Origin of the sequence: Kitasatospora sp. NPDC059646, assembly GCF_042734615.1 — a bacterium.
In the GTDB taxonomy this organism is placed as follows: Bacteria; Actinomycetota; Actinomycetes; order Streptomycetales; family Streptomycetaceae; genus Kitasatospora.
The window spans coordinates 1-19,558 of sequence record NZ_JBHWDS010000076.1 but is presented as its reverse complement, the minus strand read 5'-3'; the positions used below and the strand labels follow the sequence as shown (position 1 = coordinate 19,558).

Genomic DNA, 19,558 nt, shown 5'->3' with positions numbered 1-19,558 from the left:
TGCAAAAAGATCTGATAGCTCGTCATGGCCCCGCTTAACGTAGGGAGAGTGTGCACCATGCTGGGAAAGCTGGTCGGAAACGGAACGCGAGTCGCGGTCGTCGGCAGCGGCATCTCGGGCCTGTCCGCGGCGCTGCGCCTGGAACGGGCCGGGTTCGAGGTCGACCTCATCGAACGCGAGGACAGGCTCGGAGGCCGGTTCGGCGTCGGCAACCTGGGGGACCGCCCGGTGATGATGGGCGGCAAGAACATCGGCCGGCGCTACCACGCGTTCCGCGCCTGGCTCGACTCCATCGGCCACTACCAGTGGGAGTCGTTCGGCATCAACACCTCCTTCATGAAGGAGGACGAGGTGCTGACCCTGGACAGCACCCGCCGCGGCCGCTCACTGGCCAACATCCGCCGGATGAGCTCGCCGCGCGACCTCGCCCGGCTCGCGGCCATGGCCGCCCGGATCCGCCTCGACGAGTCGAACAAGTTCCTCGGCTCGGCGTACTTCACCGAACTGTCCCGCCGCCACGACCACCAGCCGCTCAGCGCCCACTTCGGCGAGGCCACCGCCAACGTGCTGCTGCGGCCGATGACCGTCCGGATGAACGGCGCCGAACCCGACGAGGTCTACCTCGGCACCTTCGGCACCAACCTGGCGCTGATGCTCGACCACTACGACCAGCTGGTGCACAGCATCCAGCCCGCCCTGGAGGCGTTCTCCCGGCGCGTGACGGTCCGTCTGAACACCACCGTGGAGAGCCTGGTGGTCCACGACGGCCGGGTCACCGGCGTGCGGCTGTCCGAACAGGGCGGCCCCGTCGAGGAGATCGACTACGCCGGCGTGATCGTCGCCGTCCCCGCCTACGCCGCCGCCGACATCGTCCGCGACGAACTGCCCGGCCTCGCCAAGCGGCTCTCCGAGGTCCGCTACAACCCGTCCAGCGTCATGCTCGTCGAGTACGACCGGCCGGTGTTCAGCGCCGAGGTCCGGGCGCTCGCCATCCACGACGGCGGGCCCTGCAGCAACGCCGGCTCGTACGGCATGAACGACCGGCACATCGTGCGCTACACGTTCAGCGGCGCCGGCGCCAAGAACGCCGAACTGTCCCCCGAACAGCTGGACACCTGGGTCGGCCAGGCCGAGCAGCGGCTCACCCGCTACCTGGGCGTCAGCCGGGCCAAGCCGGTCCGCTCGGTCGGCAAGATCTGGCCCGCCGCGTACAGCGCCTACCTGCCGTACCACGGCGACTTCCTGAACGAGGTGCGCCGGTCCGTGCAGAGCCTGCCCGGCCTGGAGCTCTCCGGCGACTACCTGTGGGGCGTCTCCATCGAGGCCTGCACCCGGGCCGGCAACGCCGCCGGCGACCGCCTGATCGACCACCTCGCCCTCGCCCCGGCGGTGGCACGGTGACCGGCCTGCCGTTCGGCCGCTCGCGCCGCCGCGACGGCTGGGCCGTGGTCACCGGCGCGTCCTCCGGCATCGGCGAGGCGCTCGCCCACCAGCTCGCCGGCCGCGGCCACCGCCTGCAACTCGTCGCCCGCCGCAAGGACCGCCTGGAACGCCTCGCCCAGGAACTGCGCGAACGCCACCGGGTCGCCGTCGAGGTCCGCGAGTGCGACCTCGCCGACCGGGCCGAGCGCGCCGCCCTGTGCGAACACCTCGCCGGCCTGGAGATCGCCATCCTGGCCAACAACGCCGGCTTCACCACCTGCGGGCCGCTGGCCGGCGGCGACGCCCGGCGCGAGGCCCAGGAGGTCGAGGTCAACGCCGTCGCGGTGCACGAACTCACCCTCGCCGTGCTGCCCGGCATGCTGGCCCGGCGCAGCGGCCGGATCCTGTTCACCGGCTCCACCGCCGGCATGCAGCCGGTGCCGACCGCCGCCACCTACGCCGCGACCAAGGCCTTCGTGAACACCTTCGCCGAATCGCTGCACGGCGAACTGCGCGGCACCGGCGTCAGCTGCACCCTGCTCGCACCCGGCCCGGTGCGCAGCGAGTTCATGGCCGTCGGCGGCGCCCAGGAACTGGAAGAGCGCCGCTGGTTCGCCTGGCAGACGCCCGAGACGGTCGCCAAGGCCGGGCTGCGGGCGGCCCGCTGGGGCCGGCGGGTGTCGGTGCCCGGTCCGATGGCCAAACTGCAGGGCCTGGCCGGCCGGCACGTGCCGCACGGCCTGACCTTCCTGCTGCTGCGCACCGTCGTGCTGCCCAGGATGCGCACCCCGAAGTCCCACGGCGGTACGCCGTGACCGTCGGCGGAGCGGGGGGCCGCCCCGACTGACACCACCGACCGCGGGACACCGGTCCGCCCCACCGGACCGGAGTCCCGTCCCGTCGCGGCCCGACCCGTCGACCGCCGCGACCGCCCGGAGAGAACGCGCCGGAGAATGAACGGGAGAATCATTTTCCGGCGGGCCCGCCGGGCAGTGGGGCGTGCGGCGCAGGAACATCGCGGGGAATCCGCGGGCGGAATCGACGACGATCGCCCCGGGATTCCCGTTCGAAACACTGGGGGGATTTCGATGAAGTCAACCGCCGAGGAGAGGCTCTCCGACCGGCTCGCCATTGGCATTCTCATCTGGGCGTTCCCGCCCGACCGGGTCGACGGGGCCATTCGCGCCAGCGGCCGGGCCGGAATACGGACCCGGCTCTTACCGCCGCTGATCACCGTCTACTACGTGCTGGCGATGTGCCTGTTCCCGTACAAGCCGTACGAGGAACTGGCCCGGCTGCTCTCCGAGGGCCTCGCCCTGTCCGACCCCACCGGCGTGCTCAGCCTGAGCTGCGTGCCCTCCACCGCCGCCATCTCCCGGGCCCGGATGCGCCTGGGCATCCAGCCGCTCAGGGAGCTGTTCGCGCAGACCGCCGTCCGCCCGCCCGCCGAGGGCGCCCCCCGGTTCCGCCGGGCGCGCCTGTGGACGCTGACCGGCGGCACCGTCAACGTCCCCGACCACGCGGCGCAGGGCGGCGCACCGGGCACCCCCCGGATGCGGATCGCCGTGGTCGCCGAACACGGCAGCGGCATGCTGATCGGGGCCCAGGTGGAGCCGGTGACCGGCGACCCCGCGAAGTCCGCCGACGAGCTGTTCCGGCTGCTCGGGCCCGGCGACCTGCTGGTCGCCCACGCCGAGTTCGCCGTCCCCGAACTGGCCGGCGCCGCCCTGGCCACCGGGGCCGACCTGCTGTGGAGCGTCCCGCAGTCGACCGGGCTGCCGGTCACCGAGACCCTGGACGACGGCTCCTACCTGTCGGTGCCGCCCAGCTGGCCCGACGACCCGGTCCGCGGCCGCCCGGTGGTGCGGGTGGTGACCGGCGCCAAGTGCGCCGAGCGGCTGGTCACCACCCTGCTCGACCCGGCGCAGGCGTCCCGGGCCGAGCTGCGCGGCGCCTACGAGGCGCGCTGGCGCTTCGAGGAGGCCGCCGAACAGCTCGACGCGTTCCGCCGCACCCCGAAGAAGGCGATGCGCTCGCGCTCGCCGGAAATGATGGAGCAGGAGCTCTGGGGCTACCTGCTGGTCTACTGCGCGATCCGCAATCTGGCGAAGAACCGGAATCTCTGATGCGCTGAAAAACCTTTCGACCGGTCGGCCCCGGCGGGCCGGCTCAATTCCGTCGCCGACATTCCGGAAAGAGTCGGTGGCGGATTTCGGCATGCCGTCCCCAGGGGCGTCCCGGTGATTTAACCGGGGCGCCCGGTAAATCGTTGACCCGCGCCGGATCCGCCCGCTAGCGTGTGCGGAGTATTCGCCCGGCCGTCGGGCGGGGAACTCCGTCGAGCACCGGAAAGCGGTGAACCGGGTTCTCCCGCGCAGCCGACCCGGGCGCCGGCGCCGCCGTGCGGCGGACCGCCCCGACAAACCACCACCCGACGCAGCGCTCGATGCACGCCGCGGGTCGTCGTCGTCACCACAGGGAGCGAGACATTGGGAACTCCAGGGCAGGTTTCGACCATCTCGGCGCTGCTGTCGGAGAACGCGCAGCAGCGCCCGGAGGAGCGGGCCTTCACCATCCTCAACGACGGGCACGACGAGTCCGACGTGATGACCCACGCCTCGCTCGACCTGGAGGCCCGGGCGATCGCCGCACGGCTCCAGCAGTCGGCGCGGCCCGGCGACCGGGCGCTCGTCCTGGCCACCGACAACGCGCACTTCATCCGCGCCTTCATGGCCTGCCAGCACGCCGGCGTGATCGCCGTGCCGATCGCCCCGCCGCTGCCGCTGCGCAACCCGCGCAAGGCCGCGACGATGCGCGCGATCGCCGCGAACTCCGGCGCCCGGATCGTGCTCACCGGCAGCACCACCCAGCTCCGCGAGCCGGTCCGCACCTTCGCCCCCGACCTCGCCGAACTGGAGTGGATCGACGTCGACACGGTGCCGGTGTCGGCCGCCGCCGACTTCCGGGCGCCGCGGATCGACGCCGAGGACATCTCCTTCCTGCAGTACACCTCCGGCTCCACCGCCCTCCCCAAGGGCGTGATGGTCAGTCACCGGGCGCTGCTGTCCAACGAGGAGATGTTCGCCGCGATCATGGGCCTCACCGCCGAGGACGTGATCGTCTCCTGGCTGCCGCTGTTCCACGACATGGGCCTGATCGGCAAGGTGCTGCAGGCCTCCTACCTGCGCACCCACCTGGTGCTGATGCCGCCGGCGGCGTTCGTCCAGCGGCCGGCCCGCTGGCTGCGCGCCATCACCAAGTACCGCGGCACCATGGCCGGCGCGCCCAACTTCGCCTACGACATGTGCGTCAGCCGGATCGCCGAGCAGGACCGCGCCGAGTTCGACCTCTCCAGCTGGAAGGTCGCCTTCAGCGGCGCCGAGCCGATCCGCCCCGCCACCTTCGACGCCTTCGCCAAGGCCTACGCCCCCTACGGCCTCGCCCCCGAGACCATGCAGACCGCGTACGGGCTGGCCGAGGTCACCCTGATCGCCTCCGGCGGGGTGCGCGGCGAGGCCCCGATCACCACCGACGTCGACCACGACGCGCTCCGCAAGGGCCAGGTGGTGCCCGGCGGCGACTACACCATGATCAGCGTCGGCAAGCCCCGGCTGAGCCGCCGGATCGCCATCGTCGACCCGGTCACCAAGCTCGCCCGCGAGCAGGGGACCGTCGGCGAGATCTGGCTGGCCGGCGACGACATCCCGGCCGGCTACTGGGGCAACCCGGAAGCGACCCTGGAGACCTTCCAGGCCCGCATCGCCGACACCGGCGAGGGCCCGTTCCTGCGCACCGGCGACCTCGGCGTGCTGCACCAGGACGAGCTGTACATCACCGGCCGGCTCAAGGACGTCATCATCGTCGGCGGCCAGAACCACTACCCGCAGGACCTGGAGGAGACCGCCGAGTCCGCCCACCCGTGGGTGCGGCCCGGATTCAGCTGCGCCTTCGCGCTGGAACGCGACGGCCGCGAACAGGTCGTCCTGGTCGCCGAGATCCTCCGGCCGCTCGGCAGCCGGCGCACCGGCAGCGACGCCGCCAAGGCACCGCTGCCCACCCTCGCCGAGATCCGCCGGCGGATCCTCGCCGCCGTCTCCGACCAGCACGGCATCCGGCTGGACGACGTGCTGCTGGTGCCGGTCGCCTCCGCGCCCAAGACCTCCAGCGGCAAGATCCAGCGCAGCACCTGCCGCGCCGCGTACGAGGCCGGCGAGCTGAAGTCCGCGCCGGAGCCCGGCGGCCAGGTGCTGGAGGAGATCTCCTGATGACCGATCAGCGCCGGATCGTCCAGTGGCTGGTCGAGTCCCTCGCCGCCCTGCTGGACCTGCCGCCCGAGCAGGTGCCGACCGACGTCCCGTTCACCGCCCTCGGCCTGTCCTCGATCGAGACCGTCGAACTCTCCGAGCGGCTCCAGCGGTGGGCGGGCGTCGAACTCAGCCCCACCGTCGCCTACGACTACCCGGCCGTCGACGACATCGCCGCGCACATCGCCGCGCTCGGCGCCGACCGGCCCGCCGCCTCCGCCGCGGCCGCCCCCGTCGGGACCGCCGGGCCCGTCCCGGTCGCCGTCGTCGGGATCGGCTGCCGGCTGCCCGGCGCGGACGGCCCCGAGGAGTTCTGGCGGCTGCTGACCGGCGGCGTCGACGCCGTCCGCGAAGTCCCCGCCGACCGCTGGGACGCCGAGGCCCTGTACGACCCCGACATCACCGTGCCCGGCCGGATGAACACCAAGTGGGGAGGCTTCCTCGACGGCATCGAGGGCTTCGACGCCGAGTTCCACGGCATCTCCTCCCGCGAGGCCGAGCGGATGGACCCGCAGCAGCGGCTCGCCCTCGACACCGCCTGGGAGGCCCTGGAGGACGCCGGCATCCCCGCCGGCCGGCTGGCCGGCTCCCGCACCGGCGTGTTCATGGGCGTCTCCACCTTCGACCACGGCACCGCGCTGTGGAGCTCCTTCGAAGGCATCCAGCCCTACGACGGCACCGGCGGCGCACTCAGCATCATCGCCAACCGGATCTCCTACGGCCTCAACCTGCAGGGCCCCAGCCTCGTCGTCGACACCGCCTGCTCGTCCTCGCTGGTCGCCGTCCACCTCGCCTGCCAGGCGCTGCGCGCCGGAGAGGCCGACCTCGCGCTGGCCGGCGGCGTCAACGTCATCACCAGCCCGCGGATCGCCCTGAGCTTCAGCCGCAGCGGACTGATGGCCGCCGACGGCCGCTGCAAGCCCTTCGACCACCGCGCCGACGGCTACGTGCGCAGCGAGGGCGCCGGCATCGTCGTCCTCAAGCCGCTGCCCCGGGCGCTGGCCGACGGCGACCGGATCTACGCGGTGATCCGCGGCGGCGCCGTCAACCAGGACGGCCGCACCAACGGCCTCACCGCACCCAACGGGCCCTCCCAGCGGGCCGTCCTCCGGGACGCCTACCGGGCCGCCGCGCTGCCCGTCGCCGACATCGGCTACGTCGAGGCGCACGGCACCGGCACCGCCGTCGGCGACCCGATCGAGGTCGCCGCGCTGGCCGCCGTCCTCGGCGACGGCCGGCCCGCCGGGCGGCCGCTGCGGATCGGCTCGGTCAAGTCCAACGTCGGCCACCTGGAGGCCGCCGCCGGCATCACCGGCCTGATCAAGACCGCGCTGGCCGTCCACCACCGGCAGCTCCCGCCGACCGTCCACTACGAGAAGCCCAACCCGATGCTCGGCCTGGACAGCGTCCCGGTCGCCGTGGTCGCCGACAACGAGCCCTGGCCCGCGCTGGCCGACGGACGGCCCGCCCCCGCCGGCGTGTCCTCCTTCGGCTTCGGCGGCACCAACGCCCACCTGGTGCTCACCGCCGCCCCGCCCGCGCCCGCCGCCGACCCCGACCCCGGGCCGCGGGCCGCCGACGAGGCCGCGCCGCTGCTCGTCCCGGTCTCCGCGCGCTCCGCCGAGGCCCTGCGCCGCCGCGCCGCCGCCTGGTCCGCCGAGGCCCGCGCCCACGCCGACGACCCGCACTGGGCGGCCCGCGCCGCCGCGGCCGCCGCCCTGCGCACCGACCACGGCCCGCACCGCGCCGCCGTGGTGGCCGCCGACGCCGACCGGCTGGCCGACGGCCTGGCCGCCGTCGCCGCCGCCGCCGCGCCCGCCGCGGGCGTCGCCGGGCCGCGCCCGGTGGCCCGCCAGGAGCCCAAGGTGGCGCTGGTCTTCCCCGGCCAGGGCGCGCAGTGGCCCGGCATGGGACGCCGGCTGGCCGCCGCCGTGCCCGCCTTCCGCGACGCCATCCGGGAGGCCGACGCCGCGATCGCCCGCCACCTGGGGCGCTCGCTGTGGAGCGACGCCGATGGCCTGGTCGTCTCCGGCACCGCCGAGGTGCAGCCCGCCCTGTTCGCCACCCAGGTCGCGCTGGCCGCCACCCTCCGCTCCTGGGGGACGGCACCGGCCGGAGTGATCGGCCACAGCATGGGCGAGATCGCCGCCGCCCACGTCGCCGGGGCGCTCTCGCTGGCCGACGCCGCGCAGCTGGTCTGCGAACGCAGCCGGCTGCTCACCGAGATCTCCGGACAGGGCGGCCTCGCCCTGGTCGAGCTCGGCGCGGACGACGCCGCCCGGCTGGTCGCGGGCCGCGAGCACGAACTGTCCGTCGCCGCGCTCAACGGGCCCCGCGCCACCGTGCTGTCCGGCACCGTGCCCGCCCTGGAGGACGTGCTCGCGCAGCTCGCCGGCCGCGGCGTGTTCGCCCGCCGGATCGCCGTCGAGTTCGCCGCCCACAGCCCCCAGGTCGAACCCCTGCAGCCCCGGCTGCGCCGCGCCCTGGACGGGCTGCGGCCCGGCCCCGCCGACGTCGAGCTGTACTCGACCGTCACCGGCGGGCCGGTCGACGGCCGCGACCTCGGCCCCGAGTACTGGGTGACCAACGTCCGCGCGCCGGTCCGGTTCGGGCCCGCGCTCGGCCGGCTGCTCGCCGACGGCTACACCGCGTTCGTCGAGATCACCCCGCACCCGGTGCTGGCCCGCCCCGTCCTCGACCACCTGGAGGACGCCGGCCGCACCGACGCGCTGGTGGTCTCCGCACTCCGCCGCGACCAGGACGAGCCGGCCGCGCTGCTCGGCGCGCTCGGCGCCCTGTACACCGCCGGCTGCCCCGTCGACTGGCAGGCCCTGCACCCCGGCACCCCCGTCCACACTCCGCTGCCCCGGCACGGCTGGCAGCGCCGGCCGTTCCCGATCGCCCGCCCCGCCGCCCACCGCCCCGGCCGCAGGACCCCCGGCGGCGGCCTGCTCGGCGAGCGCATCCCGGTCGGCGTCGAACCCGGGCTGCGGCTGTGGGACCTGCCGATCGGCCTCGACACCGCGCCGGAACTCGCCGACCACCTGGTCGAGGACGTCCCGCTGGTGGCCGGCGCCTACTGGCTCACCGCCGCCGCCCGGGCCGCCGCGGCCACCGCCGGCACCACCCGGGCGGTGCTCCGCGACGTCGCCTTCGCCCAGCCCTGCCCGCTCGGCGACGGGGAGGACGGCAGCCCCGTGCTCCAACTGAGCGTCCGGCCCGGCCCCGACGGGCGGCAGCACTTCGCCGTCACCTCCTGCCCGCCCGCCGGAGGACCCGTCACCCACGCCACCGGCACCCTCGGCGCACCCGGCGACACCGAACCGCCCACCGCCCCCGGCACCCCCGAGGACCTCGCCCGGCGCTGCCCCGAGGAACAGCCCGTCGACACCCTGTACGAGCGGCTGGCCGCCGCCGGCCTGCGCTACGGGCCGCGCTTCCGCGCCGTCGAACGGCTGACCGTCGGCGACGGCGAGGCGCTCGCCCTGGTCCGGCTGCCCGCCGGGCTCGCCGCCGGCGAGCCCCCGCTGCACCCGGCGCTGCTCGACGCCTGCCTGCACACCGTCGCCGCGGCCGGCGCCGGCGCCGCACCCGACGGCGCCCTGCCGCTGCCCGTCGGCGCCGACCTGGTCCGCGCCGACCAGGGCGGAACCGCCGTGCGCGAGGCCTGGTGCCACGCCGCGATCAGGCACGCCGACGGCCGCGACGTGACCGCCGACGTCACCGTGCTCGCCCCCGACGGCACCCCCGTCTGGTCGGCGACCGGCTTCCGGCTGCGACTCGCCGCACCGCGCCGCCCCGAGGACGGCCGGGTCCACGAGACCCGCTGGCAGCCGTACCCGCCCGGGCCCGCCGCCGACCCCGGCCGCTGGCTGCTGCTCGCCGACGACGCCTCCCGGCCGCTCGCCCTCGCCCTCGCCGCCCGGCTGGAACGCGACGGCGCCCGCACCCGGGTCGCGCCCGCCGACCCCGGCACCGCGGCGGTGCTCGCCGCCGTCGACGCCGAAGGACCGCTGCGCGGCGTCGTCGACACCCGCGCCGCCGCACCCGGCGGCGGCGAGCCGACCGCCGAACTGCACACCCGGACGGCCGCCGCCCTGCACCTCGCCCAGCAGCTCACCGGCCGCGCCTGGAGCACCGGAGCCCCGCCCCGGCTGTGGCTGCTCACCGCCGGCACCCAACCCCCCAACGCCCGCCCCGAGGACGGCGCGCCCACCGGCGCGACCCTGTGGGGCCTCGGCCGGGCCGTCCACAACGAGCACCCGGACAGCGGCTGCTCCCTGCTCGACCTGCCGTCCGCCGCCGGCCCCGCCGACCTCGACGCCGCGGCCACCGCGCTGCTGGCCGCCGAACCCCCGGTCCAGGCCGCCGTGCACGCCGGCGCGCTGCTCGCCCCGGTCCTCGCCGACGCGGCCCGCACCGGGGCGGCCGGCGGCACCGGACCGCTGCGCCCCGACCGGACGTACGTGGTCACCGGCGGCCTCGGCGCACTCGGCCTGCGGGTCGCCCGCCGACTCGCCGACCGCGGCGCCCGGCACCTGCTGCTGCTGGGCCGCGGCGCACCGTCCGAGCAGGCCCGGCAGCGGATCGCGGAACTCGCCGCCGACGGCTGCCTGGCCCGCACCGCCGCCGTCGACGTCGCCGACCGGGAGGCGCTGCGCGCCGCCCTGCCCGGCCCGGCCGGCGCGGACGGCCGGCCCCCGGTCGGCGGCGTGGTCCACCTGGCCGGCGTCCTCGACGACGCGCTGCTGGCCGACGTCACCGGGCCCGCGCTGGCCCGCGTCCTGGCCGGCAAGGCGGCCGGCGCCTGGCACCTGCACGAGCTGACCCGCGACCACCCGGTCGACACCTTCGTGCTGTTCTCCTCGCTGGCCGGCCTGATCGGCTCGCCCGGCCAGGGCGCCTACGCCGCCGCCAACACCTTCCTGGACGCCCTCGCCGCGCACCGGGCCGCGCTCGGCCTGCCCGGCCGCAGCATCGCCTGGGGCACCTGGGCCGGCGACACCCTCGCCGCCACCGGCGGCGGCACCGACCGGCTCGCCGCCCGCGGCGTGCCGCCGCTCGACCCGGACACGGCGATCCGGCTGATGGACGAGGCCGTCGGCGGCCGGCACCCGCAGACCGCCGTCTTCGCCCTCGTCCCCGACCGGCTCGCCGCGGCCGGCGTCTGGCCCGCCGCCCGCGACCTGCTCGCCGCACTGCTGCCGCAGGGCGGGGACGGCGACGGACACCGCGGCGCCGCTCCGGCCGTCCGCGAGGAGCTGCTGGCCGCCGGGACCCCGGCGCAGCGCCACCGGGTCCTCGCCGAACACCTCACCGAGCAGGTGCGCCAGGTCCTGCGGGCCCGGCCCGGACAGGTCGCCGCGGACGTGCCGTTCCAGAACCTGGGCTTCGACTCGCTGATGGCCATCGAGCTCCGCGGCCGCCTGGAGACGGCGCTCGGCCTGCGGCTCTCCGCGACGCTGGTGTACGCGTACCCCACCGTCGAGGCGCTCACCGAGCAACTGCTCACCCGACTGGAGCCGCCCGCCGAGGCGCCCGCGCAACCCGCGGCGCCCCCGGCACCCGAGGCGCCGGCCACCACCCCGGCCGAACTGGCCGGCCTGGACGACGCACAGGTCGCGGCCCTGCTCGCGGCCGAGCTGGACGCGTTCGAAGCGGAGGGGGAGATATGACCGCACCCACCGCCGCCGGCCAACGGCGGCTGCTGGAACAGGCACTGCTCAAACTGCAGGACGCGCGGGCCCGGCTCGCCGCGGTCGAGCAGCGCCGCGCCGAACCGCTCGCCGTGGTCGGCGCGGCCGTCCGCGCCCCCGGCGGCGTCGAGGACCTGGACGCGCTGTGGCGGCTGCTCGACGCCGGCACCGACGCCGTCACCCCGTGGCTCGACGACCCCGAGGGCCGCCGCGACGGCACCGGCCGCCCGACCGGCCTGATGTCCGGCCAACTGACCCGGATCGACGGCTTCGACGCCGCCTTCTTCGGCATCGGCTCCGAGGAGGCCGACCGGATGGACCCCCAGCAGCGCCTGGTGCTGGAGGCCGCCTGGGAGGCCGTCGAGGACGCCGGACTGCCCGTGGAACGCCTGCGCGAACGCCCCACCGGCGTCTTCCTCGGCCTGTACGGCGCCGACTACCTCACCGCCCAGCTCGCCGGCCAGGCCGACATCACCGCCTGGACCGCCCCCGGCGGCGCCCACAGCATCGCCGCCAACCGGCTCTCCTACCTGCTCGACCTGCACGGCCCGAGCCTCGCCGTGGACACCGCCTGCTCGTCGTCGCTGGTCGCGCTGCACCTGGCGGCCCGCGCGCTGCGCGCCGGCGAGTGCGACTTCGCCCTGGTCGGCGGGGTCAACCTGGTCCTCGCCGAGTCGATGATGTCCGCCACCGGCAAGGTGCTGCCGCTGGCCACCGGCGGACGCTGCCGCACCTTCGACGCCGCCGCCGACGGCATCGTCCGCTCCGAGGGCTGCGGCATCCTGCTGCTGGAGCGGCTGTCCGACGCGCGCGCCCACGGCCGGCGCGTCCGCGGCGTGGTGCGCGGCACCGCCGTCAACCACAACGGCCGCGCCAACGGCCTCACCGCGCCCAGCCCCCGCGCCCAGGGCGACCTGCTGCGCCGCGCCCTCGCCGACGCCGCCGCCGACGCCGCCGACGTCCTGTACGTGGAGGCGCACGGCACCGGCACCAGGCTCGGCGACCCGATCGAGGTGGAGGCGCTGCGCGAGGTGTACGGCGCCGGCGACCAGCCGTGCGCGATCGGCTCGGTGAAGACCAACTTCGGCCACCAGGAGGCCGCGGCCGGCATCATCGGCCTGCTCAAGGCCCTGCTGGTGCTCGACCGCGGCCAGGTCCCGCCGCACCTCCACCTGGAGCGGCTCAACCCGGAGATCGACCTCGACGGCAGCCGCCTCACCGTGCCCACCGCGCCGACCGCCCTGCCCGAACGGCCCGGACGGCTGGCCGCCGTCAGCTCCTTCGGCTTCGGCGGCACCAACGCGCACGTCATCCTCGAAGGCCCGCCCGGCCCCGCCGAACCGCCGCAGCCGCGGCCCGCCCCGCCCGCCGGGCGGCTGCTGCTGCCGCTGTCGGCGCGCAGCGCGCCCGCGCTCGGCCGGCTGGCCGCCGCGTACGCCGAACGGCTGGCCGGCCTGGACGACGCGGCGGCCGCCGAACTCTGCGCCGCCGCCGTCCACAGCCGCAGCCACCACGCCTACCGGATCGCGCCGGCCGGCGCCGACGCGGCCGAACTGGCCGCCGAACTCGCCGCGGTGTGGCCGGAGTTCCTCCGCCCGCACCCCGCCGGGCACCGGGTCGCGTTCGTGTTCAGCGGACAGGGCACCCAGTGGGCCGGCATGGGCCGCGACCTGCTGGAGCACGAACCGGTGGTCCGCGCCGAGGCGGAGCGGTGCGACGCCGTGGTCCGCGACCTGGCCGGCTGGTCCGTGCTGGACGAACTCGCCAAGCCCGAGCCGCTCAGCCGCATGCACGAGACCGAGATCGCGCAGGTCTGCATCGCCGTCCTGCAACTCGGCCTGGCCGCGCTCTGGCGCTCCTGGGGCGTCGAGCCCGACGCCGTCGCCGGGCACAGCATGGGCGAGATCGTCGCCGCCTGCGCGGCCGGCGCCCTCGACCGCCGGCAGGCCTTCGAGCTGATGATCGCCCGGGCCCGGATCACCGAGGCCGGCGCGCGCGGCGGGGCGATGAGCGGCATCGCGCTGCCGGTCGCCGAGGTCGCCCCGCTGGTCGCCGAGGCCGGCGGCCGGATCGCGGTGGCCGCCGTCAACGGGCCGCGCTCCACCGTCGTCGCCGGCGACCCCGACAAGGTCACCCTGGTCGAGGCCGCCGCCGCCGAACGCGGCGCCCGCACCCGGCGGCTGCCCGTCGAGTACGCCTTCCACAGCCCGCTGCTGGACGGCTGCGACACCGTCCTCGCCGACCGGATGTGGCAGCTCACGCCGCGGGTCGGCGGCCTGCCGCAGTACTCCACCGTCACCGGCGAACGGGTCCGCGCCGCCGACCTCGGCCCCGCCCACTGGGGGCGCAACCTGCGCGAGCCGGTGCTGTTCGCCGGCGCCGTCGACGCGATGGCCCGGGACGGCGTCACCGTCTTCGTGGAGATCGGCCCCCACCCCGTCCTGCAGCGCGACATGGGCGCGGTGCTGGAGGGCCGGGAGGACCGGCACACCGTGGTCGGCAGCCTGCGGCGCGGCGCCCCCGCCCGCGACGCGCTCGGCGAGGCCCTCGGCGAGCTGTACCGGGCCGGGCTGGCGCTGCGCTGGGACGCGGTGCTCCCGCCGCCCGCCCGGCACGTCCCGCTGCCGTCCTACCCGTGGCAGCGCCGCCGCCACTGGTTCGAGCCGCGGCCCGCCGAGGCCGCCCCGTCCGGGCCCCGCCCGTCCGGCCCCGCCGCCCGGCCGGACGGCACGGACACCGCGCCGACCGCCCGCCAGCTGGCCGACCGCTCGCCCGCCGAACTGGAGGACACCCTGGTGCGCTACGTGTGCGCCCGGGTCGCCGCCGCGCTCGGCCTCGACGCCGACGCGGACATCCCGGTCGACCGGCCGCTGGACGTCCTCGGCCTCGGCTCGCTGGCCATCGTCGAGCTGAAGAACCGGATCGAGCGGGACTTCGCCGTCGCCGTGCCGCTGCAGGCGCTGCTGGAGGAGGGCACCCCGCTGGCCCTGGCCCGCACCGTCGCCAAGAGCCTGGCCGCCGACGCCGCCTCCGCGGCCGGCCCCGGGCCCGACGACCCGACCACCGGAGAGTGAGGCACCGATGCCCACCGCCCCCGACGACCTGCGCCGGGTCACCGCGGAGCCGCTCGGCCGCACCGTGCCGGTGCCCGGCGCACGGCTGCGGCTGATCTGCTTCCCGCACTCCGGCGCCGCACCGACCGCGCTGCGCTGGGCCCAGGCCGTCGCCCCCGACATCGAGGTGTGGCACGCCGTGCTGCCCGGCCGGGCCGGCCGCGCGGACGAGCCGTTCGCCACCCGCTGGGAGCCGCTGGTCACCGAGTTCGCCGACGCCGTGCAGGCCCGCGTCGGCGGCCCGTACGCGCTGTTCGGGCAGAGCCTGGGCGCGATGGTCGCCTTCGAGGTCGCCCGCGAACTGCAGCGCCGCGGGGCGCCGCCCGTCCACCTGATCACCTCCGCGAGCGCCGCCCCCGACGGCCGGCTGCCCGTCGAGGTGCCGGCCGACGACCAGGAGCTGATCCGCACCGTCGACCGCCACTACGCCGGCATCCCGGCCGAGGTGCTGGCCGTGCCGGAACTGCTCGCCTACTTCCTGCCGCCGCTGCGCGCCGACCTCGAACTGGCCGCCGCCTACCGGTACGCGGCCGGGCCGCGGCTCGGCTTCCCGGTCACCGCGTTCGCCGGCGACCGCGACCTCACCGTGCCCGCCGCCGCACTCGCCGGCTGGCACGCCCACACCGCCGCCGACTGTGAGATCCACCGTCTGGACGGCGGGCACTTCTGCCTCGGCGACCACGAGGAACAGGTGCTGGCGGTCATCCGCCGGCGCCTGGGCGCCGACCGGTACGACCGATGAGGACAGGGGACACCATGACCGCAGAACTGGGGCACCACCCCGAACTGCGCCACAGCCGCATCCTCGGGACCGGCTCGTTCCGCCCGCCCCGGGTGGTCGGCAACGCCGAGATCTGCGAACACATCGACTCCAGCGAGGAGTGGATCCTCGCCCGCTCGGGCATCCGCACCCGCCGCTTCGCCGCACCCGACGAGACCCTCGCCGTGATGGCGTCCGCCGCCGGCGCGGCCGCCCTCGCCGACGCGGGCCTGGCCCCCGCCGAGGTGGACAGCGTCATCGTCGCCACCATGTCGCACCGCCTCGGCACCCCGTCGGTGGCGGCCGAGGTCGCCTCCCGGCTCGGCATCGACTCGCCCGGCGCGCTCGACATCAGCGCCGCCTGCTCCGGCTTCTGCTACGGCACGGCGCTGGCCGGCGACCTGGTCCGGGCCGGCAGCGCCGACCACGTCCTGCTGATCGGCGCCGAGCGGATGACCGACATCGTCGACCCCGCCGACCGCTCCGCCGCCTTCCTGTTCGCCGACGGCGCCGGCGCCGTGGTCGTCGGCCCGTCCGCGACGCCCGGCATCGGGCCCGTGGTCTGGGGCTCGGACGGCACGCAGGGCGACGTCATCCGGATGTCCCACGCCGGCGCCCCCGCCGGGCAGGAGCAGAGCGGCGCCGCGCCCGCCCTGCGGATGCAGGGGCCCAGCGTGTACCGCTGGGCGATCTCCGAGATGGGCGACATCGGCCGGCAGGCCGTCAAGAACGCCGGCCTGACCATGGCCGACATCGACGTGTTCGTCCCGCACCAGGCCAACCGGCGGATCGTCGACGCCCTGGCCAGGTCCCTGGACCTGCGGGAGGACGCGGTGGTGGCCCGCGACGTCACCGACTCCGGCAACACCTCCGCCGCCTCCGTCCCGCTGGCCCTCGACCGGCTGCGCAGCGAGGGGTCGGCCGGGTCCGGCGACCTCGCGCTGCTGATCGGCTTCGGCGCGGGCCTGGCCTACGCCGCCCAGGTGGTCCGGCTTCCGTAGCCGCGCCGCGCCCTCCGCACCCCTCAAGGAGTTGTCTTGGCAGAGCAGTTCGACGTGGTCGTGGTGGGCGCACGGGTGGCGGGCTCCCCGCTGGCCGCCCTGCTCGCCCGCCGCGGAGTGAAGGTCGCCGTGCTGGAGCAGGCGACCTTCCCGCAGCCCACGCTCTCCTCCCACATGCTCCAGGCCGACGCGCTGGCGTTCTTCGCCCGCCTCGGCGTCCTCGACCGGATCCGGGCCACCGGCGCCCCGTTCATGTCGCGGACCGACACCCGCCTCGGCGACTTCCGGTTCGTCGCCGACTTCCCGACCTTCCCCGGCTCCGTCGGCGGCGCGGCCTGCATCCGCCGCCAGGTGCTGGACCCGATACTCGTCGACGCCGCCGTCGAGGCCGGCGCGGACGTCCGGATGGGCGCCAAGGTGACCGGCCTGCTGGAGGAGCACGGCCGGGTCGCCGGGGTGCGGTTCGTCCACCGCGGCACCGAGTCCCGGATCCGGGCCCGGCTGGTGGTCGGCGCGGACGGCCGGGACTCGCTGGTCGCCCGGCACACCGGCGCCCGCCGCTACAACGTCACCCGCAACGAGCGCTGGTACTACTGGACCTACTTCGAGGGCGCCGACCCGGCCGCCGCCTCGACGTTCGTCTTCCACCGCTGGGACGACCGGCACATCTTCGCCGGACCCGCCGACAACGGCCTGTACATCGTCGGGGTGTCGCCCAAGAAGGACGAGAAGGCCGCGTTCCGCGCCGACCGGCAGGAATCCCTGCTGGACCACGTGCGCAGCTGCGAGCCGGTCGCCGAGGCCCTCACCGACGCCAAGGTCGCCGACAAGATCTACGGCATCCTCCGCTTCGACGGCTACTTCCGGGAGCCCGCCGGCCCCGGCTGGGTGCTGCTCGGCGACTCCGGCCACTTCAAGGACCCGGCCGCCGGCCGCGGCATCGCCGACGCCTTCCACCAGGCCGAACACCTGGCGCCCGAGATCGTCCGGGCCCTGTGCGGGCCCGACGCCGGCATCGACCGGGCGACCGCCGCGTTCGGCCGCTGGCGCGACCGCCAGTACGCCGGGTACTACTGGCTGGCCACCGACCTCGGCCGCGAGGGCGACCTGCCGCCGATCGTCGCCGAGGTGGCCGCGCACCTGTACGCCAAGGGCGACATCGGCGCGTTCCTCGACCTGTTCAGCCACCGCGCCGGCCCGTCCGAGGCGATCTCGCCGGGCCGGGTGCTCGCCGCGACCGCCCGCCGCCTCGCCAGCCCCGAGAGCGGCCGCGGCGCGTTCGTCCGCGAGCTGGGCGCCACCCTGCGCGAAGAGGTCCGGCGGCGGCGGCGCAGCAGCCGGCCGGTCTTCGAACCGCCCGCCGAGCCGGGCGCCGCCGGCCGGCGGACCCGGACCGAGAACGGCACCGGGCCGACCGACCGAGGAAGCAGGACCGCATGACCACCGCACCGCCCACCGCCCTGACCTTCGACCGGACCGTGCCGCGCGCCGTCGCCCACCGGCGGGCCGTCGGCGAGGTCTTCGTCACCGACTCCACCGCGCTCGGCGAGGACGAGTTCCTGCTGGCCTGGCAGATCCCGCGGGCGCACAGCCTGTGGGGCGACCGCACCGTGCCGTACCACGACCCGTTCGCGATCGCCGAGGCCGCCCGGCAGGGCTGCTTCGTGGTGGTCCACCGCCACCTCGGCATCCCGCTCGACCTGCCGTTCAGCCTCCGGCGGTTCACCTTCCGGGTGGTCGGCCCGCTGGCCGCGCTGCGGGACGGCGAACGCGCGCCGCTGCAGGGCCTGCTGCGCTACCGCACCGTCCGCGAACTGCGCGGCGGCGACCTCGGCAGCATGACCCTCGACGGCGAGCTGTCGGTCGACGGCACGCCCGTGATGACCATCGGCGGGGACGTGGTCTTCCTGCCGCGCGGCGACTACGCCACGCTCCGCGCCTTCCAGCGCTCCCGCAAACCGCTGGCCGACATCGCGCCCTGGCAGCCGGCCGCGCCGCTCCCGCCCGAGCTGGTCGGACGGCGCGACGCCCGCAACATCGTGGTCGGCGAGCAGACCGCGCAGGGGCGCTGCCCGCTGGTGATCGACCGCAGCCACCCCTCCTACTTCGACCACGACTACGACCACGTGCCGGGCCCGTTCATCGTGGAGGGCTTCCGGCAGGCCGGGCTGCTCGCCGCCGTCCGGGCCGGGCTGCTGCCCTCCCCGGTCGCCGCGTTCACCGCGCTGACCACGACGTTCGCCGACTTCGGCGAGTTCGAGGCGCCGCTGGAGTACTCGGCCGAGCCGACGCCCGGGCCGGACGGCCGGGTCGAGGTCCGGCTGGGCCTGCACCAGTTCGGCGCGGAGCTCGCCGAAGGGCTGATCGAGCTCACCCCGTACCCCTGAGGCCCCCGAGGCCCCGAAGGCCCCCGAGGCCGCCCGGGACCGGGGCGGTGCCTCGCCCCCGAAGGAGCGTCACAGTGACAGTCCCCACCGACCAGGCCGGGCGGCAGATCGCCCTGGTCGTCCGGAACCAGATCCACCGCTACGGCATCGAGGGCATGATCCGGGCCGCCACCGGTGCCGGCACGCACACCGTGCGCCGGCTGGGCTACGGCGGCGAGGACGTGCACGGCTACCGCGGCGAGCGCCTCGACCTGGTGCTCGCCGCCGCGGCCGACCTGGACCTCGAACCGCTGCGCGAGGCGGTCCGCGCGCTGTGCGCGGACGGGCCCGGCCTGCTGCTGCTGGTCGACGGCCCGGACGCGTGCGACGCGCCGTGGCTGGCGAGCTGCGGGGCCCGGGGCTTCCTCGACTCGACGGACCTGGAACCGTGGACCCTCGCGGACGCGATGGCGGACGTGCTGGCCGGCAAGTTCTTCGTGTCGGCGGCGCTCGCCCAGCGCTTCCTGACCGGCGGGCGCACCGCCGCGCCGGCCGCGCCGCAGCGCGGCGCGGCCGTCCCCGCGCTCACCCCCCGGGAGCTGGAGGTGCTGCGGCTGCTCGCGGACGGCCTGAGCAACAAGCAGGTGTCCCGCCGGCTGCTGATCTCCGAGCACGGGGTGAAACGGCTGGTCGGGAACGTGCTGGCCAAGCTGAACTGCCCGAACCGCACGCTCGCGGTGGTCCGGGCGATGGACGACGGCCTGCTGGCGGTCTGACCGCGGCGGACGGAGGGGGGGGGGGGGGGGGGCGGGCCGCCCCCCCCCCCCCCCCCCGCCCCCCGCCCCGGGGCGCCGGGGCGCCCGCCCCCGCCGGGGGGGAGTGCGGGGGGGGGCAGC

The 19,558-nt window shown here is 76.2% G+C and carries 11 protein-coding genes; all 11 read left to right on the top strand.

All coding sequences use genetic code 11. From position 1 onward, the window contains the following. The first annotated feature begins 57 nt into the window (after nucleotides 1–57). The 11 genes from ACFV1L_RS34005 (at nucleotide 58) to ACFV1L_RS33955 (ending at nucleotide 19,438) form a co-directional block, all read left to right on the top strand. Complete coding sequence (locus ACFV1L_RS34005) at nucleotides 58–1,401, top strand: protoporphyrinogen/coproporphyrinogen oxidase (protein WP_380373545.1); 1,344 nt, start codon at nucleotides 58–60, stop codon at nucleotides 1,399–1,401. Then, nucleotides 1,398–2,237: an SDR family NAD(P)-dependent oxidoreductase gene (locus tag ACFV1L_RS34000; RefSeq protein ID WP_380373543.1), complete on the top strand. Its 840-nt coding sequence runs from the start codon at nucleotides 1,398–1,400 to the stop codon at nucleotides 2,235–2,237. The genes ACFV1L_RS34005 and ACFV1L_RS34000 overlap by 4 nt, the downstream gene beginning before the upstream one ends. Nucleotides 2,238–2,510: 273 nt before the next feature. Then, the gene (locus ACFV1L_RS33995; RefSeq protein WP_380373541.1) at nucleotides 2,511–3,548 is read left to right on the top strand and encodes a transposase domain-containing protein; all 1,038 of its coding nucleotides are present in this window, start codon (nucleotides 2,511–2,513) and stop codon (nucleotides 3,546–3,548) included. Nucleotides 3,549–3,911: 363 nt separating this feature from the next. After that, nucleotides 3,912–5,687, top strand: coding sequence for a fatty acyl-AMP ligase (locus ACFV1L_RS33990; protein ID WP_380373538.1), 1,776 nt, complete (start codon nucleotides 3,912–3,914; stop codon nucleotides 5,685–5,687). Then, nucleotides 5,687–11,401, top strand: a complete 5,715-nt coding sequence (locus ACFV1L_RS33985) for an SDR family NAD(P)-dependent oxidoreductase (protein WP_380373535.1) — start codon at nucleotides 5,687–5,689, stop codon at nucleotides 11,399–11,401. The genes ACFV1L_RS33990 and ACFV1L_RS33985 overlap by 1 nt, the downstream gene beginning before the upstream one ends. Then, nucleotides 11,398–14,496, top strand: coding sequence for a type I polyketide synthase (locus ACFV1L_RS33980; RefSeq protein ID WP_380373532.1), 3,099 nt, complete (start codon nucleotides 11,398–11,400; stop codon nucleotides 14,494–14,496). Before ACFV1L_RS33985 ends, ACFV1L_RS33980 begins: the two co-directional genes overlap by 4 nt. A 7-nt stretch (nucleotides 14,497–14,503) precedes the next feature. Beyond that, entirely contained in the window at nucleotides 14,504–15,277 is a 774-nt protein-coding gene (locus ACFV1L_RS33975) for a thioesterase II family protein (protein ID WP_380373529.1), read from the top strand. Between the two features lie 14 nt (nucleotides 15,278–15,291). Next, entirely contained in the window at nucleotides 15,292–16,296 is a 1,005-nt protein-coding gene (locus tag ACFV1L_RS33970; protein WP_380373526.1) for a beta-ketoacyl-ACP synthase III, read from the top strand. A 36-nt stretch (nucleotides 16,297–16,332) separates the two neighbouring features. Continuing rightward, entirely contained in the window at nucleotides 16,333–17,736 is a 1,404-nt protein-coding gene (locus ACFV1L_RS33965) for an NAD(P)/FAD-dependent oxidoreductase (RefSeq protein WP_380373524.1), read from the top strand. Next, nucleotides 17,733–18,683 carry an AfsA-related hotdog domain-containing protein gene (locus ACFV1L_RS33960; RefSeq protein WP_380373522.1) on the top strand — a complete coding sequence of 317 codons (951 nt, stop codon included), beginning with the start codon at nucleotides 17,733–17,735 and terminating at the stop codon, nucleotides 18,681–18,683. The genes ACFV1L_RS33965 and ACFV1L_RS33960 overlap by 4 nt, the downstream gene beginning before the upstream one ends. Before the next feature lie 74 nt (nucleotides 18,684–18,757). Further along, nucleotides 18,758–19,438: a response regulator transcription factor gene (locus ACFV1L_RS33955; protein WP_380373519.1), complete on the top strand. Its 681-nt coding sequence runs from the start codon at nucleotides 18,758–18,760 to the stop codon at nucleotides 19,436–19,438. The last annotated feature ends 120 nt before the right edge of the window (nucleotides 19,439–19,558 follow it).